22 protein-coding genes, 16 tRNA genes, 2 rRNA genes and 1 pseudogene are annotated in these 26,783 nt (G+C 44.3%); 34 read left to right on the top strand and 7 right to left on the bottom strand.

Features of this window, described 5'->3' with window-relative positions; genetic code table 11:
- The 18 genes from H7968_RS09445 to H7968_RS09360 form a co-directional block, all read left to right on the top strand.
- Positions 1 to 164, top strand: a 23S ribosomal RNA gene (locus H7968_RS09445); the annotation flags it as partial.
- A 134-nt stretch (positions 165 to 298) separates the two neighbouring features.
- Positions 299 to 414 (top strand): 5S ribosomal RNA (rrf, locus tag H7968_RS09440).
- 7 nt (positions 415 to 421) lie between these two features.
- Positions 422 to 496 (top strand) — tRNA-Asn (locus H7968_RS09435).
- Position 497: 1 nt separating this feature from the next.
- Positions 498 to 589: transfer RNA gene (locus H7968_RS09430), tRNA-Ser, on the top strand.
- A gap of 16 nt (positions 590 to 605) precedes the next feature.
- A tRNA-Glu gene (locus H7968_RS09425) sits at positions 606 to 680 on the top strand.
- Between the two features lie 23 nt (positions 681 to 703).
- Positions 704 to 779 (top strand) — tRNA-Val (locus H7968_RS09420).
- A 20-nt stretch (positions 780 to 799) separates the two neighbouring features.
- A tRNA-Met gene (locus H7968_RS09415) sits at positions 800 to 873 on the top strand.
- Positions 874 to 881: 8 nt separating this feature from the next.
- Positions 882 to 957 (top strand) — tRNA-Asp (locus H7968_RS09410).
- A 59-nt stretch (positions 958 to 1,016) separates the two neighbouring features.
- Positions 1,017 to 1,092: transfer RNA gene (locus H7968_RS09405), tRNA-Phe, on the top strand.
- 5 nt (positions 1,093 to 1,097) lie between these two features.
- Positions 1,098 to 1,173 (top strand) — tRNA-Thr (locus H7968_RS09400).
- Between the two features lie 16 nt (positions 1,174 to 1,189).
- Positions 1,190 to 1,273: transfer RNA gene (locus H7968_RS09395), tRNA-Tyr, on the top strand.
- Between the two features lie 6 nt (positions 1,274 to 1,279).
- A tRNA-Trp gene (locus H7968_RS09390) sits at positions 1,280 to 1,353 on the top strand.
- A gap of 24 nt (positions 1,354 to 1,377) precedes the next feature.
- Positions 1,378 to 1,453, top strand: a tRNA-His gene (locus tag H7968_RS09385).
- A 9-nt stretch (positions 1,454 to 1,462) separates the two neighbouring features.
- Positions 1,463 to 1,534 (top strand) — tRNA-Gln (locus tag H7968_RS09380).
- Positions 1,535 to 1,538: 4 nt separating this feature from the next.
- Positions 1,539 to 1,613: transfer RNA gene (locus H7968_RS09375), tRNA-Gly, on the top strand.
- 11 nt (positions 1,614 to 1,624) lie between these two features.
- Positions 1,625 to 1,698, top strand: a tRNA-Cys gene (locus H7968_RS09370).
- Positions 1,699 to 1,763: 65 nt separating this feature from the next.
- A tRNA-Leu gene (locus H7968_RS09365) sits at positions 1,764 to 1,845 on the top strand.
- 14 nt (positions 1,846 to 1,859) lie between these two features.
- Positions 1,860 to 1,933 (top strand) — tRNA-Gly (locus tag H7968_RS09360).
- Between the two features lie 123 nt (positions 1,934 to 2,056).
- On the opposite strand, the gene H7968_RS09355 is transcribed toward H7968_RS09360, so the two are convergent.
- The gene (locus tag H7968_RS09355; RefSeq protein ID WP_227395869.1) at positions 2,057 to 2,713 is read right to left on the bottom strand and encodes a B3/B4 domain-containing protein; all 657 of its coding nucleotides are present in this window, start codon (positions 2,711 to 2,713) and stop codon (positions 2,057 to 2,059) included.
- Between the two features lie 64 nt (positions 2,714 to 2,777).
- Between H7968_RS09355 and queG the strand changes: the two genes are divergently transcribed.
- The 10 genes and pseudogenes from queG (at position 2,778) to yhbH (ending at position 11,959) form a co-directional block, all read left to right on the top strand.
- Complete coding sequence (gene queG / locus H7968_RS09350) at positions 2,778 to 3,917, top strand: tRNA epoxyqueuosine(34) reductase QueG (RefSeq protein WP_227395868.1); 1,140 nt, start codon at positions 2,778 to 2,780, stop codon at positions 3,915 to 3,917.
- Between the two features lie 17 nt (positions 3,918 to 3,934).
- Positions 3,935 to 4,390 (top strand): annotated as a pseudogene (locus tag H7968_RS09345) (amidase domain-containing protein); the annotation flags it as partial.
- Positions 4,391 to 4,437: 47 nt separating this feature from the next.
- Positions 4,438 to 4,911 carry a tRNA (uridine(34)/cytosine(34)/5-carboxymethylaminomethyluridine(34)-2'-O)-methyltransferase TrmL gene (gene trmL, locus H7968_RS09340; RefSeq protein WP_227395867.1) on the top strand — a complete coding sequence of 158 codons (474 nt, stop codon included), beginning with the start codon at positions 4,438 to 4,440 and terminating at the stop codon, positions 4,909 to 4,911.
- 384 nt (positions 4,912 to 5,295) lie between these two features.
- Entirely contained in the window at positions 5,296 to 6,045 is a 750-nt protein-coding gene (gene nfsA, locus H7968_RS09335) for an oxygen-insensitive NADPH nitroreductase (RefSeq protein WP_227395866.1), read from the top strand.
- Positions 6,046 to 6,412: 367 nt separating this feature from the next.
- Entirely contained in the window at positions 6,413 to 7,660 is a 1,248-nt protein-coding gene (locus tag H7968_RS09330) for a methyl-accepting chemotaxis protein (protein WP_227395865.1), read from the top strand.
- A gap of 67 nt (positions 7,661 to 7,727) precedes the next feature.
- Entirely contained in the window at positions 7,728 to 9,623 is a 1,896-nt protein-coding gene (locus tag H7968_RS09325) for a PrkA family serine protein kinase (protein WP_227395864.1), read from the top strand.
- Positions 9,624 to 9,670: 47 nt separating this feature from the next.
- Positions 9,671 to 9,838 carry a hypothetical protein gene (locus H7968_RS09320; RefSeq protein WP_166805926.1) on the top strand — a complete coding sequence of 56 codons (168 nt, stop codon included), beginning with the start codon at positions 9,671 to 9,673 and terminating at the stop codon, positions 9,836 to 9,838.
- A 211-nt stretch (positions 9,839 to 10,049) separates the two neighbouring features.
- Positions 10,050 to 10,220 carry a hypothetical protein gene (locus H7968_RS09315; protein WP_134376957.1) on the top strand — a complete coding sequence of 57 codons (171 nt, stop codon included), beginning with the start codon at positions 10,050 to 10,052 and terminating at the stop codon, positions 10,218 to 10,220.
- Between the two features lie 132 nt (positions 10,221 to 10,352).
- Complete coding sequence (locus H7968_RS09310; RefSeq protein ID WP_134376933.1) at positions 10,353 to 10,661, top strand: hypothetical protein; 309 nt, start codon at positions 10,353 to 10,355, stop codon at positions 10,659 to 10,661.
- Between the two features lie 155 nt (positions 10,662 to 10,816).
- The gene (gene yhbH / locus H7968_RS09305) at positions 10,817 to 11,959 is read left to right on the top strand and encodes a sporulation protein YhbH (protein WP_227395863.1); all 1,143 of its coding nucleotides are present in this window, start codon (positions 10,817 to 10,819) and stop codon (positions 11,957 to 11,959) included.
- A gap of 108 nt (positions 11,960 to 12,067) precedes the next feature.
- Here the strand turns inward: yhbH and H7968_RS09300 are convergent, their stop codons facing one another.
- Complete coding sequence (locus H7968_RS09300) at positions 12,068 to 13,372, bottom strand: NCS2 family permease (RefSeq protein ID WP_227395862.1); 1,305 nt, start codon at positions 13,370 to 13,372, stop codon at positions 12,068 to 12,070.
- A gap of 738 nt (positions 13,373 to 14,110) precedes the next feature.
- Between H7968_RS09300 and H7968_RS09295 the strand changes: the two genes are divergently transcribed.
- Complete coding sequence (locus tag H7968_RS09295; protein WP_227395861.1) at positions 14,111 to 15,775, top strand: M20/M25/M40 family metallo-hydrolase; 1,665 nt, start codon at positions 14,111 to 14,113, stop codon at positions 15,773 to 15,775.
- Between the two features lie 174 nt (positions 15,776 to 15,949).
- Here H7968_RS09295 and H7968_RS09290 read toward each other — a convergent pair whose 3' ends face one another.
- Together H7968_RS09290 and H7968_RS09285 are read right to left on the bottom strand one after the other, a co-directional pair.
- On the bottom strand, positions 15,950 to 16,576 hold the full coding sequence (locus H7968_RS09290) for a nitroreductase family protein (protein ID WP_227395860.1): 627 nt from the start codon (positions 16,574 to 16,576) through the stop codon (positions 15,950 to 15,952).
- A 498-nt stretch (positions 16,577 to 17,074) separates the two neighbouring features.
- Entirely contained in the window at positions 17,075 to 17,608 is a 534-nt protein-coding gene (locus H7968_RS09285) for a flavodoxin family protein (RefSeq protein WP_227395859.1), read from the bottom strand.
- 161 nt (positions 17,609 to 17,769) lie between these two features.
- On the opposite strand from H7968_RS09285, the gene wrbA reads away from it, so the two are divergent.
- A complete protein-coding gene (gene wrbA / locus H7968_RS09280) occupies positions 17,770 to 18,384 on the top strand; it encodes an NAD(P)H:quinone oxidoreductase (RefSeq protein WP_227395858.1) in 615 nt (204 codons plus the stop codon).
- 39 nt (positions 18,385 to 18,423) lie between these two features.
- Here wrbA and H7968_RS09275 read toward each other — a convergent pair whose 3' ends face one another.
- From H7968_RS09275 to H7968_RS09265, 3 genes are all read right to left on the bottom strand, one after another.
- A complete protein-coding gene (locus H7968_RS09275) occupies positions 18,424 to 19,293 on the bottom strand; it encodes an RluA family pseudouridine synthase (protein WP_227395857.1) in 870 nt (289 codons plus the stop codon).
- Between the two features lie 683 nt (positions 19,294 to 19,976).
- The gene (locus H7968_RS09270; protein ID WP_227395856.1) at positions 19,977 to 20,450 is read right to left on the bottom strand and encodes a thioredoxin family protein; all 474 of its coding nucleotides are present in this window, start codon (positions 20,448 to 20,450) and stop codon (positions 19,977 to 19,979) included.
- Positions 20,447 to 20,878: a disulfide oxidoreductase gene (locus tag H7968_RS09265; RefSeq protein ID WP_227395855.1), complete on the bottom strand. Its 432-nt coding sequence runs from the start codon at positions 20,876 to 20,878 to the stop codon at positions 20,447 to 20,449. Before H7968_RS09265 ends, H7968_RS09270 begins: the two co-directional genes overlap by 4 nt.
- Before the next feature lie 208 nt (positions 20,879 to 21,086).
- Between H7968_RS09265 and H7968_RS09260 the strand changes: the two genes are divergently transcribed.
- The 4 genes from H7968_RS09260 (at position 21,087) to H7968_RS09245 (ending at position 26,766) form a co-directional block, all read left to right on the top strand.
- Positions 21,087 to 22,628 (top strand): bifunctional GNAT family N-acetyltransferase/carbon-nitrogen hydrolase family protein, encoded by a 1,542-nt coding sequence (locus H7968_RS09260; protein ID WP_227395854.1) that lies wholly within the window; start codon positions 21,087 to 21,089, stop codon positions 22,626 to 22,628.
- A 307-nt stretch (positions 22,629 to 22,935) separates the two neighbouring features.
- The gene (locus H7968_RS09255; RefSeq protein ID WP_227395853.1) at positions 22,936 to 24,660 is read left to right on the top strand and encodes a phospho-sugar mutase; all 1,725 of its coding nucleotides are present in this window, start codon (positions 22,936 to 22,938) and stop codon (positions 24,658 to 24,660) included.
- A 336-nt stretch (positions 24,661 to 24,996) separates the two neighbouring features.
- Positions 24,997 to 26,106: a GAF domain-containing sensor histidine kinase gene (locus H7968_RS09250; protein ID WP_227395852.1), complete on the top strand. Its 1,110-nt coding sequence runs from the start codon at positions 24,997 to 24,999 to the stop codon at positions 26,104 to 26,106.
- 12 nt (positions 26,107 to 26,118) lie between these two features.
- The gene (locus H7968_RS09245) at positions 26,119 to 26,766 is read left to right on the top strand and encodes a response regulator (protein WP_227395851.1); all 648 of its coding nucleotides are present in this window, start codon (positions 26,119 to 26,121) and stop codon (positions 26,764 to 26,766) included.
- The last annotated feature ends 17 nt before the right edge of the window (positions 26,767 to 26,783 follow it).

Here is a 26,783-nt window from a genome sequence, read left to right as displayed (position 1 = left end):
CGGGATAAGTGCTGAAAGCATCTAAGCATGAAGCCCCCCTCAAGATGAGATTTCCCACACGCAAGTGGTAAGATCCCTGAAAGATGATCAGGTAGATAGGTTCGAGGTGGAAGCATGGCGACATGTGTAGCTGACGAATACTAATCGATCGAGGACTTAACCAAATTAGGTGATTCTCGAACCTTGCGGTTGTTTGATGTTGTATCCAGTTTTGAGGGTTCGAATTTCCTCTAAAAAAAGAGTTGAATTCACCTTCACAAAGTGGTATAATAAATCTTGTCGCTGCAAAGTGATAAAGTCTAGTGATGACAGCGAAGAGGTCACACCCGTTCCCATGCCGAACACGGAAGTTAAGCTCTTCAGCGCCGATGGTAGTTGGGGGTTTCCCCCTGTGAGAGTAGGACGTCGCTAGGCTTATTATTCCACAGTAGCTCAGTGGTAGAGCAATCGGCTGTTAACCGATCGGTCGTAGGTTCGAGTCCTACCTGTGGAGCCATGGAGAGCTGTCCGAGAGGTCGAAGGAGCACGATTGGAAATCGTGTAGGCGGCTACCGCTGTCTCAAGGGTTCGAATCCCTTGCTCTCCGCCATTGCCATTTTTTAAATGGCCCGTTGGTCAAGTGGTTAAGACACCGCCCTTTCACGGCGGTAACACGGGTTCGAATCCCGTACGGGTCACCATTACATACTTTGTTTTATCCCACGGAGAATTAGCTCAGCTGGGAGAGCATCTGCCTTACAAGCAGAGGGTCGGCGGTTCGAGCCCGTCATTCTCCACCATTATTTAAATTTTATATCGTCGCGGGGTGGAGCAGCTCGGTAGCTCGTCGGGCTCATAACCCGAAGGTCGCAGGTTCAAATCCTGCCCCCGCAATTACCTTTGGTCCCGTGGTGTAGCGGTTAACATGCCTGCCTGTCACGCAGGAGATCGCCGGTTCGATCCCGGTCGGGACCGCCATTTTTAACACATGTATTGAAAAACATTTCTATACATAGTATGATATTAAATGCTTATCTGGCTTTGTAGCTCAGTTGGTAGAGCAATGGACTGAAAATCCATGTGTCGGCGGTTCGATTCCGTCCAAAGCCACCATTTTAGCCGGTGTAGCTCAACTGGTAGAGCAACTGACTTGTAATCAGTAGGTTGGGGGTTCAAGTCCTCTTGCCGGCACCATGTTTCACTTATATATGGAGGGGTAGCGAAGTGGCTAAACGCGGCGGACTGTAAATCCGCTCCTTCGGGTTCGGCAGTTCGAATCTGCCCCCCTCCACCATTTCACAGGGGCATAGTTTAACGGTAGAACAGAGGTCTCCAAAACCTCCGGTGTGGGTTCGATTCCTACTGCCCCTGCCAATTAAAATTTAATTTTTCACAATGGCGATTGTGGCGAAGTGGTTAACGCACCGGATTGTGGTTCCGGCATTCGTGGGTTCGATTCCCATCAGTCGCCCCATATATACATTGGGCTATAGCCAAGCGGTAAGGCAACGGACTTTGACTCCGTCATGCGTTGGTTCGAATCCAGCTAGCCCAGCTTTGCGGGAGTAGTTCAGTGGTAGAACACCACCTTGCCAAGGTGGGGGTCGCGAGTTCGAATCTCGTCTTCCGCTCCATATTTGTTTTTGGCGGCATAGCCAAGTGGTAAGGCAGAGGTCTGCAAAACCTTTACCACCGGTTCGAGTCCGGTTGCCGCCTCCATTTACTACTTGAATGAAAAAATCAATTATGTTACATTTTTAAACGATAAGCACAGTTTCCAACGTGCCGATGTGGCGGAATTGGCAGACGCGCACGACTCAAAATCGTGTTCCTTCGGGAGTGCCGGTTCGACCCCGGCCATCGGTACTTACTATAATATTGCGGGTGTAGTTTAGTGGTAAAACCTCAGCCTTCCAAGCTGATGTCGTGAGTTCGATTCTCATCACCCGCTCCAAACATACATAACCAACGCAGTGTTTCGTTACTAAAACGAAGCATTGCGTTTTTTTATGTGCCACTTTTATCTAAAAACATGGTGCAGCTCATTTTAGGCGGCACCATGTTAAAATAAATATGTTTAAGAGATAATCCGGGTTGTTGCAGACCCTCCGTTTACCTGAATGAACATTTCTTTAAGAGATGAAAGAAACTTCTCTTTATTTTCTTCTGATAAAGAAGGACGGAAATAAACAATTTGAAGAGCTTCTGTCGTTTTTTCTGAAACAGATGTTTTAACAGAATCAACAAATGGGCTGCCGAACGGGCCGTTTTGATCTGCTGCAACGACAAGATTATGTGCGGAGTTGGTTCTTCCGTTCAGTCCTTCGAACATTTCGTTTTCAGAGCCTAACCGTAATTCGATGGAACCTTCGATTTTAGATGAATCGTAAATCCCGATAGGCGTCTCATATTGCAGTGAGAAAAAATTATTAAGATCAATCGCTGAGTTGATGCTGGTCAGGTAATTCTGCTTCTGGATTCTTTTTAAAAGCGCTTCTGTGCTGTGACGATAGCGGTTTGGATCTTTACCATGATCCTTAAATAGCGTACGCCATTCTGCCACGCCCGGGAAGCTTGAAGGAGGCTTATCCTGTAAGTCAAAAAACAGAGACTCCTGAAACAGCTGTAATCTCCCTTTTAACATCTGAGGGGATTCACTTACAACAATATTGTGATAGTTGATAATGCCAAAGGAAAATGGTGCACCAATTGAAGAATGAATGGATTTTTCCATAACAGACAGCTCCTTAGATGAAATATATACAGTTTACCATGAAAGAAAGGGAAGGAGGGCTAGCATGAATTATGATGCGTTGAAACAGGAAATTCTTGATCATGCAGAGTCTCTTGGAATCGATAAAATCGGTTTTACAAGTGCAGGGTACTTTTCTGAATTGAAAAACAGACTGATCAGACAGCAGGAACTCGAATATCAGTCAGGATTTGAGGAGCCGGATGTGGAAAAGAGAACGGATCCATCCCTGCTGCTGTCTGAGCCGCGCTCTATTATCTCTATTGCGCTAGCTTATCCCTCCAAAATGAAAGACGCACCGCGCAGTAAGGCAGGAGAGAGAAGAGGGATCTTTGCCAGGGCTTCATGGGGGGAAGACTATCACACTGTTCTGAGAGACAGGCTGGAACGTCTTGAGCACTTTATTAAGGAAAGAGTGCCTCATGCCAGGTTTAAATCAATGGTCGATACAGGGGAGCTTGTGGACAGAGCGGTGGCTGAAAGGGCAGGTATTGGATGGAGTGCGAAGAACTGTTCGATTATCACACCCGAGTTCGGTTCATATGTGTATTTGGGCGAAATGATCACGAATCTGCCGTTTACGCCTGATCAGCCGATGGAGGATCAGTGTGGGAGCTGTAATTTATGTGTTGATGTCTGTCCAACGGGTGCACTCGTTCAAGGGGGGCAGCTTGATTCGAAAAAATGTATTGCATTTTTAACACAGACAAAAGGGTTTTTACCGGACGAATACCGGGCCAAAATCGGGAATAGGCTGTATGGATGTGATACATGTCAGACCGTTTGTCCGAAAAATAAGGGCATAGATCTTCATCTGCATGAGGAATTTGAGCCGGAGCCGGAGCTTGCAAAGCCATTGCTGGAACCACTCCTGACGATCAGTAATCGTGACTTTAAAGAAAAATATGGTCACATGTCAGGTTCATGGCGAGGAAAAAAACCGATTCAGAGAAATGCGCTGATTGCGCTGGCTCATTTTAAGGAAAAGTCAGCACTACCGGCGATTTTGACCGTGCTGAAGGAAGATGTACGCCCGGTCATGAGAGGCACAGCAGCCTGGGCAGCCGGGAAAATCGGTGGTGTGGAAGCAGAAGAAGCGCTGCTGAAGCAAAAAGCAGTTGAAAAAGATCTGGACGTCTTAAATGAAATTGAAAAAGGATTACAGCTTTTGACGAAAGAATCCTGAAAGGTGTGATCAGGCTGTATAACAGGGCTAAGGCAATTGAGTATGCTGAAAAGTGGTGGAACGGGAGAAATCCTGCGTTCCCTTCATTTGAAGTAGACTGTACAAATTTTATATCACAGTGCTTGTTAGCTGGTGGCATACAAATGAGAGGATATCCAAACCGGGCTTCCGGGTGGTGGATGATGAACGGCAGCTGGAGTTTCAGCTGGGCAGTTGCCCACTCAATGCGCTGGTTTCTCCCGTCAATCGCAACACAGGTATCAGATGTCAGTCAGCTTGAATTAGGCGATGTGATCTGTTATGACTTCAGCGGAGATGGCAGAGTGGATCATACAACGATGATCACTGCCATTTCAAACGGCACTCCCCTGGTAAACGCCCACACGAATGACAGCCGGATGCGGAATTGGGCATATCGGGATTCAGCAGCCTATACCCCGAATATCCGCTATTATTTTTTTCATATTTCATGATAGAATAAGAAAGATTGTACTGATAGAAATCGTTGAGGTGAAATAGATTGGGTTTACACGTTGTATTATTTCAGCCGGAAATACCGGCAAACACAGGAAATATCGCAAGAACATGTGCTGCGACAGGAACGGCACTTCATTTAATTCGTCCATTGGGTTTTTCAACGGATGATAAAATGCTGAAACGGGCAGGTCTTGATTATTGGGAACATGTTGATCTTCATTATCATGATTCGCTTGATGATTTTTATAAGTCGAGTGAAGGCGGGGAGTACTTCTATTTAACGAAGTACGGAACGCAGCCTCATTCCACGTTTGATTACTCAAACACAGATCAGGACTTTTATTTTATCTTTGGCCGCGAAACATCCGGGCTGCCCGACGATGTCATTGAAAATAACAAGGACCGCGCATTGCGCATTCCAATGAATGGTCACGTGCGTTCATTGAATCTTTCCAACACAGCAGCCATTCTTGTTTATGAAGCTTTAAGGCAGCAGGGCTATCCTGGACTTGGATAACATTTAAGAGTAACCTGACTCATATCAAGAGTCAGGTTTTTATAATATGTAAAATTTTGGTGGGACTTCAAATTAACGAATTGGAAAAAAGATCGATTACACAAATATAAAAAGTGCCGGAGACATCCGGAGACTCCTGTGGCGGAAAGGGACAGGTGAAACCGACTGTGCGAAGCGCAGGCGGGTTCACCGCCCGGCCACGGAGCGGAGGATGTCTCCGGCACGGTTTCTATAATCAAGACTCTATTGAAAGCTGTCCCAAAAAACGGGACAGCTGTATTTTTTATAATGATATAGCCATTCGTCCGAGCTGAATGATTCGCATCGTTTTCTCAATTTTTGTACACTTATCAGTAGACATGAATGAAAGGTTGCGATGGATGTATGAATGAAACAATTAAAATGATGCTTGAGCACCGCTCAGTGAGAAAGTTTAAAGACGAAGCTTTGACAGCGGAGCAGATTGAGGTGATTGTGAAGGCTGCTCAGAGTGCTTCCACCTCAAGCTTTATTCAGGCCTACAGCATTATTGGAGTGACGGATCAGGAAAAAAGAGAGAAACTTGCGGCGCTGGCAGGTGGCCAAAGCTATGTGGCAGAGACAGGTCACTTCTTTGTATTTTGTGCTGACTTATACCGTCACTCTCTGATTGGACAGTGGGACGGTGCTGATGTCAATGATTCGCTGGAATCTATGGAGAAGTTTATGGTGGCTGTCATTGATGCATCACTGGCTGCGCAAAATGCTTCTGTGGCGGCTGAATCAATGGGGCTGGGTATTTGTTATATTGGCGGCATCCGGAATCATCTGGATGAAGTGAGTGAGCTTCTCGGGACACCAGAACATGTCATTCCCCTATTTGGTCTGACAGTGGGTGTGCCTGATCAGGAAACGGCTGTTAAGCCGAGGTATCCATTTAAAACGGTTTACCATGAAAATACGTATCAGTCCGATGAGGAAGCGGTCCGTAGTGAGCTGGAGGAGTATAACGATGTGATTTCAAGCTATTATCATCAGCGGACGGAAGGGAAACGTTCGGATAAATGGACGGAGCAAATGGCCGGTATGCTCAGCCGTAAGAGCAGAATGTATATGAAGGATTTCGTGGAAAAGAAAAAGTTTGCCCGGAAATAATAAAAAGACCGTACGCTTGTACGGTCTTTTTATTATTCCTTATGAGAGCCCGGCTTATCGTTATAGCCAGCAGAGAAAATAGCAGCAAGAAATGCTACACAAATACCTAAAATAAGTACTGTACCCATGAATATAACCTCCCTGTAAGCGTTCAAATTGATCACTACTAGTAAGTATACCCGACAACAGCCGCATTGTGAATAAAGGAAAGGCAGTTAATTTGCGATTAACTTGAAACTGTCATCACTTTATCATAAACAGCGCATGATTGTTAAAATTCAAATGGATTGCTGAAAAAATGTTTAAACAGATAAACCCACGTGTATATAAGTCCTATAGAACTAGGAAAAAAGGAGTGTGTTTGAATATGAAAATGCTGAATCGTTTAACGTTTCGATTTCTTGCTGTTCTGATTGCGGTGCTTTTGTTTAATACAACCATTTCAAGTTTTATTATCCAGGCAATTCAGTCGACAGGGATTGAGCTCGGTGTGATTGGTATTTGGCTGAATAACTTTATGAATGTCATTGTTGCAACGGTTTTAATCGGTCTGACGATCCGCAGTATGATGTTACGTCCAATTCAGAAAATGATTGAAACGACAAAGAAATTTCAGCAGGGGGACATGAAGGCGAGAATTCAGTCCAAATCGAAAAATGAGCTTGGGTATCTAGCGGGGCAAATGGATAAATTATTTGACCAGATCGAGCTCAATCACCAGATGAAAGCTTCCCAGCAGGAGCAGGTTGCAGCGACATCAGATTCAGTCAGCCATTCCATCGGTTCCATCACAACAAATATGACGGATAATACAGGAAAATTCGGTTTGATCTATTCCAGATCCGGAAAACAGTTATCCTCTTATCAGGAGATTGCAGCGATCATACATATGATTAGTGGAAAAGTAGATAAAACAGCGGATAAAATGCAGGACGTTAAACAGTCCTTTTCTTCGATTGACCGTTATTCAAGGGAAGGCATAAAGCTTGCTGATGAAACAGCGGGAACAGTGGAAGAAATTGAATCGTACGTGAAAACAACGGATCATTATTTTAATCAGTTAAAAGAAGAGATTCTTTCCACTAAAAAAATGTCTCAGGTCATTTCAGAAGTAGCTGAACAGACAAACTTATTAGCACTTAATGCATCCATAGAAGCGGCAAGAGCGGGAGAGCATGGTAAGGGTTTTGCAGTGGTGGCAGATGAAGTGAAAAAGCTGGCTTCGAGTGTTGGTGAAGCAACGAGGTCCATTGATCAATCGGTAAATGAAATTGTCTTAAAAACAGAGAGTGCCGCTTTTGATAGCAGGCAAAAAGCGGAGGAGATTAATAAAAATATCAGTAAAATCAGTGATATGAATCATCACTTTACTGAAATTATCAAGGGTGTTCAGCAGAGCGACAGTGAAATAGAGTCTGCGAGAAATGATTCTGTGCAGCTGAAGGCTGAATTTAACGCCATTTCATCGACTGTTGAAAGTCTCGTTTCTGAAAATGAGGAAGCGATGAGACAGATGCAGGACTATCAGGATAATATTACGAAGGAAACCGGAAAGATTAAAGAGATGGAATCATCCCTGATTGAACTAAAGACAGCAATTGTTCAGGCAGGCTGAAAAAGCACATGATCCGCTTCCCTTTTGCATACCGTGTTATAGAGGACGGTTAAGAGGGGGAGTACCAATGGATATGCTAAGAAAAGTAACGGATTACCAACATAAAGAATCTGCCTTGAAGTGGGAAGGAACCTTCGGAGAGTACTTGAAGCTTCTCGAAAAAAAGCCCTGGGTCGCTCAATCCGCACATGCGCGCATCTACAACATGATTCAGGACGCAGGCGTAGAAACCGTCAACGGGAAGAAATATTATCAGTTTTTCAAAGAAAGGTTATTTGGGCTAGAGGAACCGCTTGAAAAGCTGGTTGAAGAGTATTTTCACCCTGCAGCAAGACGTCTTGATGTGAAAAAGCGGATCTTATTGCTGATGGGGCCGGTGAGTGGAGGGAAATCGACGCTTGTGACGATGCTGAAAAGAGGGCTTGAAGCCTATACCCGTACAGAGCGGGGAGCAGTGTATGCCATTAAAGGCTGTCCCATGCATGAGGACCCTCTGCATCTGATTCCTGAAGCATTGCGGGAGGATTTTTTTCAGGAATATGGCATCAGAATCGAAGGAAATCTTTCTCCGTTAAATATGATGAAACTCGAAAAAGAGTACAATGGTCAAATCGATCAGGTGCCGGTGGAGAGAGTGTTTTTCTCTGAGGATAAACGGGTCGGGATCGGTACCTTCAGCCCGTCAGATCCAAAATCCCAGGATATTGCTGATTTAACCGGAAGCCTTGATTTTTCAACGATCGCTGAATTCGGGTCTGAATCAGATCCAAGGGCTTACCGTTTTGATGGGGAGCTTAACAAAGCGAACAGAGGGATGATGGAATTTCAGGAAATGCTGAAATGTGATGAAAAGTTCCTGTGGCACCTGTTATCACTTACTCAGGAAGGGAATTTTAAGGCCGGACGATTCGCGCTGATTTCAGCTGATGAGATGATTGTAGCCCACACAAATGAAACGGAGTACCGTTCCTTTATCGCTAATAAGAAAAATGAAGCGTTACATTCCCGGATGATCATTATGAAGGTTCCGTATAATCTGAAGGTGTCAGAGGAAGAGAAAATTTATGAAAAGCTGATCTCAGAAAGCGATGTATCAGATGTACACATTGCTCCCCACACGCTGAGGACGGCTGCTGTATTTACAATTCTCACAAGATTGAAGGAGCCAAACCGCAAAGATATTGATCTGATTAAAAAAATGAAGCTGTATGACGGCGATTCTGTAGAAGGCTTGGGAGATGCTGATCTTGAAGAGCTTCATAAGGAATTCCCGGATGAAGGAATGAGCGGTGTGGATCCGCGTTATGTGATTAACCGGATTTCCTCTACCATCATCCGAAAGGAAATGGAATCCATCAACGCACTTGATGTTCTTCGCTCACTTAAAGAAGGACTCGGACAGCATGCCTCCATTTCGAAGGATTTGAAGGAGCACTACTTAACCTGCATTTCACTCGCGCGTAAAGAATTTGATGAGATGGCGAAAAAAGAAGTGCAGAAAGCCTTCGTTTATTCATATGAGGAATCAGCCAAGACGTTAATGGATAATTATCTTGATAATGTCGAGGCTTATTGTCATAAAACGAAATTACGTGATCCGCTGACAGGTGAGGAAATGACACCTGATGAGCGGCTCATGCGATCGATTGAGGAGCAGATCGGCATTTCTGAAAATGCTAAAAAAGCGTTCCGTGAAGAAATACTGATCCGTATATCTGCATTTGCCAGAAAAGGGAAGCGGTTTGATTATCAGTCTCACAGCCGACTGAAGGAAGCGATTCAGAAAAAGCTGTTTTCTGATCTGAAGGATGTTGTGAAAATTACAACGTCGTCCAAAACGCCGGATGAACAGCAATTGAAGAAAATGAATGAAGTCATCGCCAGGTTGATTGATGAGTATGGCTATAATACAGTCAGTGCCAATGACCTGCTGCGCTATGTCGGAAGTCTGCTGAACCGCTGACGTTTATGAAAAGCTCCTCAGGGTAAAATCACTTTGAGGTGAGATTCATGACAGATCGTAAAAAAGAAGAGATGAAACAGGAAGTACCTGAAAACAGCTCGATGGCATCAGATCTCGAGGAAATGGATCAGCTTGGCAAGCAGATGGATAAAATGAGAACGGCTAAACAGCTGAAAAACAGGGAATCCGGAACGAAGCAGGATGAACATGAATAACGTTAATGAAGACGGGGAGCACGCATGTGGGTGCTCTCCGTTTTTTCGTTTCGTTCGTAAAACATTGCACAATGTTCATTAGATGTTTACATCAAATGGTACGTTTCACATTCACGAACATCGTGCATACTATAAACGCGTACTTTTTCTACGACTTTTGACTGAATTTTCAGAAAGTGTTACAATAAAAACAAAACGGGAGCGTGATCGTATGCCGGGAAGAGATTATTTCAAAGAGCTTGAACCGTTCAATGGAAGCATGGCCAACAATATGGAAGAACTCATTCTCCTTGGCAAGCAGATGGAAAAGATTCGTTCAGGCGGTGAATTAAAGGTCAGTCAACGTTTATCGGATCCGATTCAATACGATGACAAAAAATGATCAGCACAGCAGCTGATCATTTTTTTCGGTCTGAGCACATTTAGTGAAACTTTTTTAATGAAAACTCGTATAAGTAGTAAGGTTTGATAAATCGGCCGTCAGTCTATACCATGAATAAAGGAAAGGACGCTGATGACGTTGAGAATATCCACTGTTTTAAAATGGATCACAGGCGGGCTAGAGGCCTTCTGGGCGATTCCTGTACTGGGTGGTTCAATTATCGCTTTTACAGCATGGACACCGCTTTGGATCATGCTTGCCCTTCATATCGTGACACTGATCTTTGCTATGAGAGAATTCACTTCGAAAACAGGTAGTATTTTTGGCATTGTGACGAGTATTATCGGCATTATTCCATTTGTCGGATTTATCATGCACCTTGTTACCTCCATCATTCTTCTCATCGATGCATCACGCTCGACCGCTCTGGAAAAGAGCTGAAAAAATCCGCACCCCAGCGGATTTTTTTGTTTGACCGCTTGCTGAAAGAAAGGAACTGGGACTTTTTATTTCGATAACATTCACATTTCCTGCAATTTCTTTCCCGACTCTTCATACACTAAAAAAAGAGCGGAAGAAGGGGGAGTGTCCGCACGATGGAATATTCCGATTCAGCAGGCATCGTTTCACAGGAGGACTGGTCTCTTCATCAGCAAGGGGAAGAGGATCAAAAAAGACACCAGGATAAAGTACAGGACGCGATCAAAAATCGGCTGCCCGAATTAATTACAGAGGAAAATGTCATTCTTTCGAACGGCAAACAAATTGTAAAAATTCCAGTGAGATCACTTGATGAATACAAAATCCGATATGATTACGGCAAAAAGAAACATATTGGCCAGGGAAATGGAGATAGCCAGGTAGGAGATGTCATCGCACGTGGAAAAAAAGACGAACCAGGCGCACAGGAAGCGGGAGATCAGCCAGGGGAAGACTATGTAGAAACTGAGGTCTCCATAGAAGAAATCGAAACGGCTCTTTTTGCAGAGCTTGAGCTGCCTGATTTTGAACGTAAGGAAGAATCTGAGGAAATCAGTGACGGCATCCAGTTTAACGATATCAGACCAAAAGGACTCGTCGGAAACATTCATAAAAAGAAAACGATGGTGACCGCTTTTAAGCGTAACGCGATGGCAGGGAAAGCAGGCTTCCATCCCATTTTGCCTGAAGATATCAGATATAAAACCTGGAACGATTCCATTACACACGAATCTAAAGCCGTGGTCCTTGCTCTGATGGATACAAGCGGTTCAATGGGCGCGTTCGAGAAATATGTGGCACGCAGCTTTTTCTTCTGGCTTGTCCGTTTTTTGAAAGGGAAATATGCTCACGTTGAAATGAGATTCATTGCCCATCATACAGAAGCGAAAGAAGTGGATCAGGAAACGTTTTTCTCTAAAGGGGAGAGCGGGGGTACAATCTGTTCTTCTGCTTATAAAAAAGCGCTTGATATGATCAAAAAGGAATATCCGATCAACCGGTACAACGTATATGCGTTCCATTTTTCAGACGGTGATAATTTAACATCGGATAATGAGAGATGTCTGCCTGTCATACAGGAACTGGCCGAGCACTGTAACTTATTCGGCTACGGGGAAGTAAGTCAGTACCAGAGACAATCCTCTTTAATGTCTGTCTATAAAAAAACAGAGCACGACAGGATCCGGCATACGATTTTACGGAAAAAAACAGACGTGCTGGATGCACTGAAGTTTTTCTTAAAGCAAAAAGAAAAGTAAGGACTGAAGGTATTCCGGGTGAGGTGGATGATCATTTTTACATTAAAATATGGACCGTACAGAGCTTCTTAAAAAGAAGAATTTGTACGGTCCATTTTCTTATCATGATTAATGTGGTAAGAACACAAGCTGATAGGCAAATAACACAGCAAACAGGTATACAAGGAAGTGGACTTCTCTCCACTTACCTTTTACCACTTTTAATATTGGGTAAGAGATAAACCCTAGTGCAATACCAGTTGCAATACTAGACGTTAACGGCATGCTCAGGATAATGAGGAAAGCCGGAAAAGCTTCATCAATTTCTCCCCATTTAATCTGCGAGATGCTTCCCATCATTAAACTTCCAACAATAATCAATGCAGGAGCTGTAATCGCTGAAACCCCGGAAACAGCACCAACGAGCGGGCCAAAGAAAGCAGCGATGATAAATAGTACAGCAACTGTAACAGTTGTTAATCCGGTACGGCCGCCGGCAGCAACACCTGAAGAAGACTCAATGTAGGCAGAGGTTGGACTCGTTCCAACCATCGCTCCAGCCGTTGCTGCAACAGAATCCGCTAACAGCGCCTGACGCGCACGGGGCAGCGATTTCCCCTTCATCAGTCCCGCCTGCTGGGCAACACCGATCATCGTCCCTGTCGTATCAAAAATAGTAACAAGGAGAAAAGAGAAAACAACTGCATACAGCCCATACTGAATGACATCCCCAAAAGCAGCGATCGGATTAGCCACAATAATTCCCTCAGGAAGCCCCGGGATCGCGACAATCCCATCAAACGTCAGCTGATTCGTAAAATAAGCAATCGTTCCGGTTAACACCATCCCGATAAATAAAGCACCATTTACATTCAGCGCCATCAGAATAAGCGTAATCGCAAGCCCGCTGAAAGCCAGAATCACAGGCATCGAATGCAGGTCGCCAAGCGCAACAAGATTGTCAGGATGAGCCACAATAATCCCTGTCATTCGCATTCCGATAAATGCAATAAACAATCCAATACCAGCCGTAATCCCATGCTTCAGGTTTTCAGGAATCGCTTCAATTAATTTCTTTCTGAATGGTGTCAGCGATAAAATCGTAAAGAGAATCCCTGATACAAAAACAGCGGCAAAAGCGACTTCATAAGTAATCGCCGTATTCGTACCAACTACTGAAAAAGCAAAATACGCATTCAGCCCCATCCCTGGCGCAATCGCAATCGGATAGTTGGCAAACAGCGCCATCCACAGTGTTCCGATCACGGTTGCGATAATGGTTGCCAAAAACACCTGATCAAACGGAACTCCGGCGCTCGATAAAATAATCGGGTTCACAACCACGATATACACCATCGTCATAAACGTCGTAAAACCAGCCAAAACCTCCGTCTTAACCGTCGTGTTATTTTCCTTCAAATGAAAACGAAACATATAATCATTCCTTTATGTATTTTGTTAAATAATTTATTTTTGAAAACCGGACCGACCTGATCCTAGTTATTTTCAAAAAAGCCGGACTGGAAGCCCCCTTCGCTTTCCTTTGTCTAGCTGTATCGGGCAGGGACTAGCAAACTTTCCGTCCCCTCGTCCGATAAGTCAACATCAGCTCACTTCGTTCACTGTGTTTCCTTTATCTCCGTCGGGGCCAGTCCAGTTTGTACGTCCCTATGCGCCCTCCTTCGCTTTTCTATGGCCGGGCGGTGAACCTGCCTGAGCTTTAGCCGGTTTCACCTGTCCCTTTCCGCCAGGCTTCCAGTCCTCTGAACAGATGTTCATGAGAAAATATACAGACAAACTATGGACAATATTTTGTGTGAAATTAATCAGCTGAGAATCCAGTTTAGAGATATTACTTGTTAAGTGACATAATCAGAGGGGCGTACCCATCCGAAGACTCCTGCGGCAGTGAAGCGACAGGTGAGACAAATGTGCGCAGCACAGTTGGCTCACCGCGCGGCCGCGGAAAGCGTAGGATGGGTACGTCCCGGTTTTAAATAAATTTGGTGTAGAAATACGAACGTTTAAAAACCACAAAGAATATAATATTCGTTTATAGGTCTGAACACAACCCTTTTTTTAAAATTAATTTCCAAAATGAGCGGACATTCTCTTTTCAATCTTCAGACGATTCGTTAAGATGAAGAAAAAGACTGGTTGGGAGTGCTTGTCATGTATGAAAAGCTTCAGGATTTAACACCGGAAATGCAGGCCGAAACGCTTACTAGATATTTAGTATCTTTAAAAAGTTATACAGGTACGAGAAATGAACGGATTAAAGCGGAAGCGATTTATGATATCATCGCCTCTTTTCCATATTTTAAGGAACATCCGGAGGAAGTCTGGATTCAGGAGATCAAACATGATCCGCTTGGGCGAAAAAATGTCTGGGCGCGTTTAAAGGGTAAGGGGACGAGGTCTGTTTTATTTCACAGTCATATTGATACTGTGGGAACGGACGATTTTGGTTCTTTGCAGGAGATTGCGCATGATCCGGATCAGCTGCAGGCATTTTTTAAAAATCATAAAGGGGATCTCAGGGTGCAGGAAGAGGCACGTTCAGGTGACTGGCTGTTTGGACGCGGCTCACTTGATATGCAGAGCGGGGCAGCGGTTCATTTAGTGAATCTGCTTGAGTTATCTGACAGCCCGGAAGAACCTGACGGCACGATGCTTTTCCTTTTTAATCCGGATGAGGAGAGTGAGCATGCGGGAATGCTTGCGGCACTTGAGGAATTACACCGGATGAAGCAGGAGGGCCTTGAGTTTGTGGCGGCTGTAAACAATGATTTCATCGCTCCGATGTACGATGGGGATACGACCAAATATATTTACACAGGAGCTGCCGGGAAAGTGCTTCCCTGCTTTTATATATACGGGCGTGAGGCTCATGTAGGGGATGTTCTGACGTCTGTTGATCCGACGCTGATCGGTGCGGAGCTGAACAGAAGGATTAATCAGAATACGGATCTTGCCGAGGACCTTGAAGGGGAATATGTGCTGCCGCCTGCCTGTCTTCATTTTAAGGATGATAAAAAGGACTATAATGTTCAGACGGCGATCAGTGCTCACCTTTATTTCAACTACTTTGTGTTTGAAAAAACAGCGGAGGATGTCATTGAAAAGTTACGCGGCATCACTGAAGATGCGGTTAAGAAACTGGCAGTTGAAAGCAGCAGAAAATATCACGACTTCAGAAAAAAACATGGTTTTCCGCCAAGTGAATGGGATTTTTCTGTGGAAGTCTGCACGTTTGGTGAACTGGAGGATGAGTTAATTCGTCAGGGGATCGATGTGAAAAGTAAACTCGATAAGGTTGTTGAACATTATAAAGGCCGTGATAAGCGGGAAGCCGCCTTTGCTCTTGCTGAAGCACTTCAGCAGCTTGATCCCGAGAAAAAGCCAAGAGTTCTTCTCTTTTTCGCACCGCCGTTTCTTCCTCACAATTACTTAAGTGAGAAGAATCAATTCGGATCGGAAATTATCGAAAAGCTGGAATTCCGGTTAAAGGAAACTTCTGCTGCGACTGGTGAAGTGTTTACCACTAAGCGGTTTTTCCCATATTTAGCAGACGGCAGTTTTCTGTCTCTGCATGAATCAGAGGAAGCCGTTGACGTACTGCAGAAAAACATCCCGAGGATGAAAGAGCTGTATCCTGTTCCAATTGACCTGATCCGCGAGCTCAATATCCCGTCCATTAACATAGGCGTTTACGGACGCGATGGACATAAGTGGACAGAACGCGTGTATAAGCCGTACACATTCGGTGTGCTGCCAAAGCTGATCCGCGACTTCGCACTGGACCTCGTGTCAGTGCGGGAGCGGGTGAATAAATAATTAGAAATGGAGGGATCACCTGGTGGTTCCTCTTTTTTGAGATTTTTTTTGGGGAAGAGTTGTTAAATAAGTGAGGAAAGTTGTTCAATAACCGCAAAAGGTTGTCTATTAACCTGAAATAGTTGTCAAATACCATTAAAAAAGAGCCCGGAATGATCCCGGGCTCTTACATCATTATACGAATGAAACTAAATCTTCGATGTTTAAACGGCCTGATTTGCGTGCTTCTTTTGAGCCTTTTCCGACCGTAATCAGCATAACCGGTACGTAGCGGTCAGAAACCTCAAATTCCTCAACAAACTGGGCAGCGTTAAATCCGCCGATTGGGCAAGTGTCCCAGCCTTTTGCTTTTGCTGCAATCATAAACTGCATTGCGGCAAGTGAAGCGTTTGTAAAGGCAGCATCACGTGCGAATTGCTCGTTTTCGTATGCGCCCTGGATTTGTCCGTTCAGCGCCTGTTTGATTTCTGCTGACATTGCACCTTCTTCAACAGCAGGATCGAAAACTGCGTCTACATTCTCATTTGCACGAAGGTCTCCAAGGATTGCTACCACTGCAGATGCCTCTGTGATTTGCTGCTGATTATAAGCGATTGGTAAAAGCTTTTCCTGTGACTCTTTATTATGGAAAGCCATGAAGCTCCAGTGCTGAAGGTTCCAGGCTGAAGGTGCCTCACCCATCACCTGTAGCAGTTCCATCAACTCTTCGCGTGAGATTTCTGCTTCAGGGTCGTATTGCTTTGTCGCACGGCGTTCTTTGATTACATCTAATACGTTTTTTTCTAAAGTTGAAACTGACATGTGTAAAATCCTCCTGTTGTTGAGTGTTTATATAGTTGGTTACTTTTAGTTATCAATAACAGTCAACATGATAGTATAGGAGGATCTTTATGTCAACCAACTTGCTCGGATTAATGTGCTGAATTGTTTAATAAAAACTGGAGACGTTTTATTTTGTCTTCGGCCCTGTTCTTGTTTAAAACCGGGCCGGGACGCATCCTTCGCTTTCCTTTGTCTAGCTGCGGCGACTAGCCCCTCGAGGTCATAAGTCAAAAATGAACGAGGGTAAAGGGCAACCCTCTTTTCATTTTCGCCTTATGCTTGTCGGGGCTGGGCGAGTCGCCTCCGCTTTTCAACGGCCGCGCGGTGAGCCAGCTATTGCTACGCAATACGCTGTCTCACCTGTCGCTCCTCTGCCGTAGGAGTCTTCGGATGCGCCCCGGCCCTATTGTAGTCTGCTACCTGACTCATTTAAAGAAAGGAAAAATTGGATCAAGCTTATTTAAAGTAAGACTTTTCTTAAATAAAAAAGTCAGCCACTTTCTTTAATTGTTCAGCATTATTTGCCGCATCTCCAGGTTTTCTGGCTTCTCCGATGAAGTATTTTTTAAAGTCCATCCCCATAAATTCGAAAATGTGTCGGAATTGCAGGATGAGCGGAAGAGCTTTCAACTGGACCTGATCACCGCCGCATGTGATGACGTAGGAAGGTTTGCCGGACATGCTTTCTTTGAAATTCAGGCTGTCATTGCGCAGTGCCTGGGACCAGCGATCAATGAAGGTTTTCATATGACCGCTCATGCCATACCAGTATAGTGGAGTGGCAAATAAAATTTCATCTGCTTTGATCATCTCTTCTACAATCGCTGTATGATCATCATCGACGTGCTCAAATCCATTTTCGTCATGTCTCTGGTCTGTAATTTGCTGAATGGCATGTTCACGCAGGCGTATCCATTTGACCTCACCCTTGTAAGACGCGACAGCTTCTTTCGCTAAATATTCGGCATTGCCGTTTTCACGGGAGCTCCCACTGATAATTAATAAACTCATCGTATTCCTCCTTTACATTTGAACATTGTAACATTAATCCTATGATTGTTTTTGATATTTGATACAGTTGTTTTGAATTCGAGATATGTTTAATTTTGCAATTTGAGGGGATATTGAATAAGGCAGGATTTTTTAAATACAACATTTAAAGGAGCGATTTGATGTCGAATGTTAAACTGGCAATTATTTATTACAGCTCAACCGGGACGAACTATCAGCTGGCAAAATGGGCAGAGGAAGCCGCAAAGGAAGCAGGCGCAGAGGTAAAGGTATTGAAAGTTGAAGAGACTGCACCACAGCAGGCCATTGCATCAAATCCTGCATGGAAAGAGCACTACGAGCAAACAAAAGATGTTCCAACGGTTACATTAAATGACCTTGAATGGGCAGATGCCTACATTTTCAGTATTCCGACACGTTACGGTACGATGCCTGCCCAGATGAAGAGTTTTATTGATACAACCGGTGGACTCTGGTTTAACGGGAAGCTTGTCAATAAAGTTGTCAGTGGCATGAGTTCGGCACAAAATCCTCACGGTGGACAGGAAGCCACCATCCTTAATTTATATACGACAATGATGCACTGGGGTGCGATCATTGCGGCTCCTGGTTATTCTGATCCTGTTACGTTTGCTTCCGGAGGGAATCCTTACGGAACGAGTGTCACGGTGGATCAGGACGGGAACATGAAAGAAAATGTGGAAGATGGCGTAAAATACCAGGCTAAACGGACTGTTCAGGTTGCTGAATGGGTCAAAGCCGGACATAACGGATAAGTAGAAAAGAGAGCTCGTCATATTGACGGACTCTCTTTTTTATAATCGGCGTTTCAATGGTTCAGGTGCGTCCACATCTACAAGTTCACCTGTAAACGGATGAACAAATGACAGACTGGAAGCATGTAATGCCTGATAAGAATGACCGGCCTTTTTGGCCCCGTAAAGCGTATCACCGACAATCGGGTGTCCGATTGATGATAAGTGAACCCGGATCTGGTGCGTCCGACCGGTATCAAGTGTTAATGACAAAATGGTCGTGTTAGATGCCGCATCATATCGGATTTTTTTGTAGTGGGTGACTGCCTTTTGTCCTCCAGGGGATATCCTCCGGCGTGTAGCGTGGTGGCGGTCTTTTCCGATAGGTTGATTGATTGTCCCTTTTGCGATTTTTACTTCTCCCTGAACGATCGCCGTATATGTTCTCCGAATGTCCCTTTTTTCAAGCATCTGATCAAGTAAAGGCTTAATCGCACTATGCTTAGCGAAAAGAATCGCACCGGTCGTATCGCGATCGAGGCGGTGAATCGGCTGGATGTAACCGGTTCGTCCACTTTGCAGCTCATAATGAACAACGGCGTTTACAAGTGTGTTATTCTGACCAGGTTCATTAGGATGCGTATCGGTCTGTGAAGGCTTGTTCACGATGATCAGGTGATCGTCCTGAAATAACACGTCAATATCCATTTGAGAAGGCGGGTAGGAGGGAGCGGGATCATCCAGCGCAAATGTCAGGATATCTCCTTCGCTTAGCGTGTTTTTCCAAGGCGTGAGTTCGCCATTAATGTGTATTCCTTTTTCCATTCGCCACTGGTGAATGGTTTTTTTGCTGAAAGCCAGCTCGTCACGTAAAACAGCCTCAAGCGTCAATCCGCTCCATTTTTCCGTGACTGTAAGCGAAAATCCCATCAGTTGTCCTCCTCCGATATGGTCATAACGATACTTTCACATAAAATGTTTTGGATGGCAAGAATGTATTACAAAACCGGCCCGGAAGCCCCATTCGCTTTCCTAGGCCGGGCGGTGAACCCGCCTGCGCTTCGCACAGTCGGTTTCACCTGTCCCTTCTCCGCCTCAGGAGTCTACGGGGGCTTCCGGGCCTTTTGTAAAAGAAAAGTCTTGTTGATTCTTAAATGTAAAAAGAGAGTTAAGTAAAGAGCCCTATACAAGTAGCTGAAAGTTTTGCTGAGCATAATCCATTCGCTTTGTAATATTTTCGAATCCTTGTCCCTCATTCCGGAATTCATCCTCCTCTTTTGAGTAATTAAATCCTTTAAACCATTTTCACTTTTAAAACCTTTTATTTGAGGTGCTTTATACTCCTTAAGAATTTCTAGTTTTTCATATTCCTACAAGTAAAAACGTACGACTTCGAAAACAAAAAGAGGGTTGGACTCATCCGAAGACTCCTGCGGCAGTGAAGCGACAGGTGAGACAGCGTAATGCGAAGCATTAGCTGGCTCACCGCGCGGCCGCGGAAAGCGTAGGATGAGTCCGACCCGTTTTTTTAAATAAAGGGGCTTCCGGTCTTTTTTCTCAGACAATTACCCGATAAAAAAAGAAGCCATTACGGCTTCTCTGATGGATGAGGATTAGGATCCAGTTACGTTACGTTCAAAAAATGAGCGGTATTCTTCTTCAGATGCAGCTCCGACGATGCCGTCAACAGGCTGTCCGTCTTCAAAATGAATCAGCGTTGGTGTAGACTGAATACCGTATTTTGCCCCTTCTTCACTGAATTCAAGAAGGTTCAGCTGAACCATGTCAACATCCATTTCTTCTGCCAATGGCGCAAGCATTGGTGTTGTTTCGATACAGAACTGGCAGGTCGGGCTGAAGAAATAAACTGTTGTAGGTTCTCCGCTTGAAATCTGCTCATCTAGTTCATCAGGCAGGATTTGATTCTGATAGTTTTCGTCATCAAGAATATCAATGGTTGCCTGGTCGAGATCGTCTGTGCCGTATGGGTTGTTTTCAAGTTTAGATGCATTTTGCATATTCGTAATAATAACAATAGCTGCGAAAATGAGGACGATAATTCCTCCGAAAATTAATATTTTTTTCATTTAGTTGGAGCTCCTTTCGATTGCTTGAGAATAACAATACTTGTAATAAAAATAATGATGAATGCAGTCAGCGCCAGAAATGGGATTGTGATAAAGCCGAGCCAATTTATATATTGTCCCGTACATGACACAACTCCGCAAGCAGGAGCACTCTCAGACAGGAAATCCAGCTTTTGAATGCCGTAATGGTAAAGAGAAATGGATCCCCCGATACCGGATAGCAAAGCTGAATACAATGCGGCTTTTGGATCTTTTCTGATGATCGCTGCTCCGAGCACAATCACGATTGGATACATGAAAATCCGTTGATACCAGCACATCTCACAAGGGTCAAAATCTCTGATTTCTGAAAAGTACAGAGATCCGGCTGTCGCTGTAAACGATGCAGCCCAGGCGAGAAAGAGGAGATTTTCAATTTTTTTGGTCATAAGTAATGCCCCGTTTCCTCATTAATTCAATTCTATACTATCAAAATTGTAAAAGTTCATGGGAAATAAAACAAGCAGGGTTTACGGGAAACGAAATTATTATCTGTTTATTTGTCTAAACTTTGGCAGGAATCAGCTCAATATTTTTCTTAAATGGCGATTCCGTTTATAATAAAGTGTGAGACTTTTTTATGGAGGAGTGAAGCGTATGTCAGAGAAACTGGATCTCTCTCAATTTGAGAAAAAAATGATTATTCGTAAGATGAATCATTCAGACATAGAAAATATTATCAACATGCAGAAGCTTTGTTTTCCCGGCATGACCCCGTGGAAGGTGGAGCACCTCGAGAGTCATCTGGACATGTTCCCGGACGGACAGCTTGTTGCTGAGCTGGATGGAGACATTATCGGTTCATGCTCAAGCCTGATCATTAACTTTGATGAATATGACGATCGCCATACGTGGGACGATGTAACAGACGAAGGATATATTACGAACCATAATCCTGACGGCTATAACCTTTATGGCATTGAAGTCATGGTGCATCCGGATTACAGACGGATGAAGGTTGGTCACAGATTGTATGAGGCAAGACGCGAACTTGCACGTGAATATAATCTGAAGAGTATCATTATCGGCGGCCGGATCCCGAACTACCATAAATACGCAGGCGAAATGTCTCCGCGTGAATATGTGGATTCTGTTCAAATGCACAAAATTTATGATCCTGTGCTTTCGTTTCAGTTAATCAATGGATTTACACTGATGCGAATCAATCCGAATTATCTTCCGGATGATAAGCAGTCCAATAAATATGCAACTTTAATGGAATGGAACAATGTGGACTACCGTCCGAAATCAAAGCGCCATTTCAAAACGAGTCATCCGGTACGAATCTGTGTTGTTCAGTACATGATGCGTCAAATCGATTCATTTACCGATTTTGCCAATCAGGTTGAGTACTTTACGGATGTTGCCTCAGACGCACATTCTGATTTCGTGGTATTCCCTGAAATCTTTACAACACAGCTCATGTCATTCCTGAATGAAAAATCCCCGAGCATGGCTGTCAGAAAACTGACGGAATACACAGAGGAATACATCGAACTCTTTACAGATCTTGCGGTGCGCTATAACGTCAACATTATCGGAGGCTCTCACTTTGTGAAAGAGGATGACGATGAGATCTACAACATCGCTTACCTGTTCAGACGTGATGGAACGATTGAAAAGCAGTACAAGCTGCACATCACGCCAAATGAACGCAAATGGTGGGGAATCAGTCCTGGTGATACCGTACGCGTATTTGATACAGACTGCGGTAAAATCGCCATCCAGATCTGTTATGACATCGAATTCCCGGAGCTAGCCCGTATCGCAACGGACATGGGCGCGAAAATCATCTTCACACCATTCTGTACAGAGGATCGCCAGGGCTACCTGCGCGTAAGATACTGTTCACAGGCACGTGCCGTGGAAAATCAGATCTACACGGTCATTTCAGGAACAGTCGGCAACCTGCCTGATACGGAAAATATGGACATTCAATACGCACAGTCAGGCATCTTTGCACCATCAGATTTCGAATTCGCCCGTGACGGAATCGTTGGCGAAACAGATCCAAACCTTGAAATGGTGATGATCGGCGACGTCGACTTAGAAATCCTTCGCCGCCAACGCCAAAGTGGAACCGTCCGCCAGCTGAAAGACCGCAGACACGACATTTACTCCATTCAATACAAGAAGTAAATCGGGGTATTAAATATCTTTAACTTTTTGGAGTGAATATCCCTATTAGTGTTTTAAATACTGCAATAAGTTGATCGGAACGGAAGTTGGCGACTCCTGCGGCAGAGAAGCGACAGGTGAGACAGCGTAGTGCGTGCCGGCTCACCGCGCGGCCGCGGAAAGCGCCAACTGTAGTGGAGATCAACGGTTTACTAAAACCAGAAAAACCCCTGACCATTCAGGGGTTTTTCCCATTTTCAATATTCAATCATATTCCATTCTGCTACAATAACAATAGAATCATAGATACCTACCGGGAGGGATTGAAATGAATTACCAGTCAGAATACGAAAAATGGGCAAAATTTGATACTTTAGAAGAGGAAATCAAACAAGAGCTTCATTCCATCCAACATAACGAAAAAGCAAAAGAAGACGCTTTTTATAAAAACCTTGAATTCGGTACCGGTGGCATGCGCGGTGAAATTGGCGCAGGGACAAACAAAATGAATACGTATACAGTGCGTAAGGCCGCAGAAGGTCTTGCAAGATACATAGAAAAACACGGTGAAGAAGCAAAAGCGCAGGGCGTTGTGCTCGCGTATGACTGCCGCCGGAAGTCACCTGAATTCTCAATGGAGATTGCCCGTACACTTGCTACACACGGGATTCAGACATACGTATTTGAATCATTGCGCTCAACACCTCAGCTGTCATTTGCAGTGAGATTCCTTAAGACTTTTATGGGAGGCATGACAACGGCCAGTCACAATCCTCCTGAATATAATGGATTTAAAGTGTATGGCGCAGACGGTGCGCAGCTGAATCTTGCTGATGCAGACGCTGTGATTGCTGAAATTAATGCCATTGAAAATGAACTGACAATTGAAGTGGATTCTGTTGAGTCACTGAAGGAAAAAGGCCTGATCAAAATCATTTCAACAGAAGTCGATGATGCATATGCAGAGCATCTAATCACGGTTTCTGAAAAGCCTCAGATGGCAAAGGAAACGGATTTAAAGGTTGTATTCTCTCCATTGCACGGTGCATCAAATATGATGGTTCAGCGCGGCTTAAAGGCACTTGGTTACAATGTGCACGTGGTGAAGGAACAGGAACAGCCGGATTCAGAATTCACAACGGTTAAATCGCCAAACCCGGAAGAGCCGGGTGCGTTTGAATATGCGATTCGTGACGGAAAAGAAATCGGAGCGGATCTTTTGATTACAGCAGACCCGGATGGAGACCGCCTAGGCCTTGCCGTAAAAGGTCCGGGTGGCGAATACATTTTACTCACAGGAAACCAGACAGGAGCACTGCTGCTTGATTATCTTTTAGCACGTAAAAAAGAGAAGGGTCAGCTTCCTGAAAACGGACGCGTATTCAAAACGATCGTAACGTCAGAGATCGGACGCAAAATTGCTGAGCATTACGGTGCAACTGCTGAAGATGTGCTGACCGGGTTTAAATTTATCGGGGAAAAAATTAAAACATACGAAGCAACAGGCGAATATTCATTCCTGTTCGGTTATGAGGAAAGCTACGGCTATCTTGTAAAAGATTTCGCACGTGACAAAGATGCGGTGCAGGCTGCACTCCTTGCAACTGAAGCCGCTGCTTACCATAAGGCAGAAGGCAAAACATTGTATGAAGTCCTGCTGGCCTTATTCGAACAGCACGGTTATTACCAGGAAGGGCTTGAATCACTGACGCTGAAAGGAAAAGATGGTGCCGATCAGATCCAGACCATCCTGTCTTCCTTCCGTCAGGAGCCTCTAAAAGAAATCGCCGGACTGAAGGTAGAAGCACAAGAAGATTACCAGACATCAAGACGCCTAAACGCAGACCAGACAGAACTGCAAATCGAGCTTCCATCCTCAAACGTACTGAAATACTTCCTTGAAGACGGCTCATGGGTATGCGTACGTCCAAGCGGAACCGAACCAAAAGTAAAATTCTACTTCAGCGTCATCGGTTCAAGCCTCGAGGACAGCGAACAAAAACTAAATCACGTAAAAGCATCCTTCATGGAAAAAGTTCACTCATTTATTTGATCTGAATTTTTGAAGGTTTTGGTGTGATATTCATGATGTACTCTTTATTTTTTAGAAATATATAAAGTGCCGGGACATTCCGAAGACTCCTGCGGCAGTGAAGCGACAGGTGAGCCAGATGTGCGAAGCACAGCTGGCTCACCGCGCGGCCGCGGAAAGCGAAGGAGTGCCCCGGCACGGTTTAATTTATCACTATGCGGGCGGGACAAACTCTTATTTAGAGATTGTCCCGCCTTAACTGTTTATTCATCCTTTTGACCGAACAAAACCTCATCAAAACGAAGGATAACGCTTTTCAGAAAATTTCTTTATAATGAAATAGAATGGGGGAAAGTCATGAACAATCCATCACATGTCGTCATTTTAAAAGAAATTGCTGAATTACTGAATGAAGAAACAGAACTTGAATCCATGCTTGAAGGAGCATTAAAAAAATTCCTTGATGGAACTGATTTTCATGCCGGATGGGTGTTTTTTATAGAAGAGGATGGCAGGCATTCTTTAATTGCCCATCACCATCTGCCTGATGCACTGCTTGAAAAGGACTGCTACTTTATGAAAGCAGGTGGCTGCTGGTGTGTAAACAGGTTTAAAAGAGGGAGCCTGAAGAAGGCATCTAATATAATTGAGTGTAAAAGAATTGTTGAAGCAGTAGACCGCAAACGTGAGAGTACGGATGGCATTACACATCATGCGACGGTGCCGTTACAGTCAGGTAATGAAAGATTCGGACTGTTGAATGTAGCCACACCCGGGAGAAGAGAATTCGGACATGAAGAGCTTGCTTTGCTTGAATCAGTGGCTTTTCAGATCGGTTCAGCTATTAAACGGATTCAGTTAACAAAAAAGGAGCAGGAAGTAGCGCTCATGCAGGAAAGGAACCGGTTGGCAAGGGATCTGCATGACTCGGTGAATCAGCTTCTCTTTTCAATGACATTAACAGCACGCGGAGGAGCGGAGATGACGGATCAACAGGAAGTCAAAGAAACATTTCACGGTCTTCAATCACTTGCCCAGGAAGCGCTGACTGAAATGCGCGCCTTAATCTGGCAGCTTCGGCCAAAAGGGGTAGAAGGCGGAATCAGTGAAGCGGTAAAAGGGTTTGGTGAAATACTCGGATTAACCGTAGAGATCAAAGTGAGCGGTGTGTTAAACCTCCCGGCAAGAATTGAAGAAGCAATCTTCAGGATTACGCAGGAAGCGATGACTAATTGCAAACGTCATGCAGCAACGGATGAAATTTTCATCTGGATTGAGGCATTTGAAGACAGGATCAGTCTCATTATCCGGGATTTTGGTCAGGGTTTTTATACCGATCACCTTGAACGGCTTCCATCAATCGGTATATCCAGTATGAAAGAACGGACAAGGATACTGAACGGAACATTCCACATTCAGAGTGCACCGGGAGAAGGTACACAGATTCAGATCATCCTGCCGTATTAAAGGAGAGAAAAAATGGCGATTAAATTACTGATTGCAGATGATCATCATGTAGTGAGAAGAGGACTGGCTTTCTTTCTGAAGACACAAAAAGATATAGAAATAGTCGGTGAGGCGAAAAATGGACTGGAAGCGGTAGAGATGGTGAAGAAACTCCAGCCGGACATCGTACTGATGGACCTGATTATGCCGGAAATGGACGGCATTGAAGCGACAAGAGAAATTAAACGTGCGCTGCCTGGTACAGAAATTATGATGCTGACTAGTTTTTCGGACCAGGATCACGTCATTCCCGCTATAGAAGCAGGTGCAGCCGGGTATCAGCTGAAGGATATTGAACCGGACGAGCTGGTTGAATCGATCAGGAAACTCATCAAAGGGGAAAATACACTACACCCTAAAGCAACAAACCAGCTTTTATCCAGAGTGAATCAGAAAGAACCGTCCCCGCATGAATTACATCAGCTGACAAAAAGAGAAAAAGATGTATTACTTGAACTCGCAAAAGGTAAAAGCAATAAAGAAATTGCTTCAGCTTTATTTATTACAGAAAAAACAGTCAAAACACATATATCCAATCTTTTTTCCAAGCTTGAGGTATCTGACCGGACACAGGCAGCCTTATATGCTGTCCGCCACGGACTCGCCTCACCGGGAAAATAACGCATAAAAGGACAGCC

The organism is Jeotgalibacillus aurantiacus, assembly GCF_020595125.1.
In the GTDB taxonomy this organism is placed as follows: domain Bacteria; phylum Bacillota; class Bacilli; order Bacillales; family Jeotgalibacillaceae; genus Jeotgalibacillus; species Jeotgalibacillus aurantiacus.
Note: the sequence above shows the minus strand (reverse complement) of the source record. Positions and strands in the feature narration are given on the sequence as shown.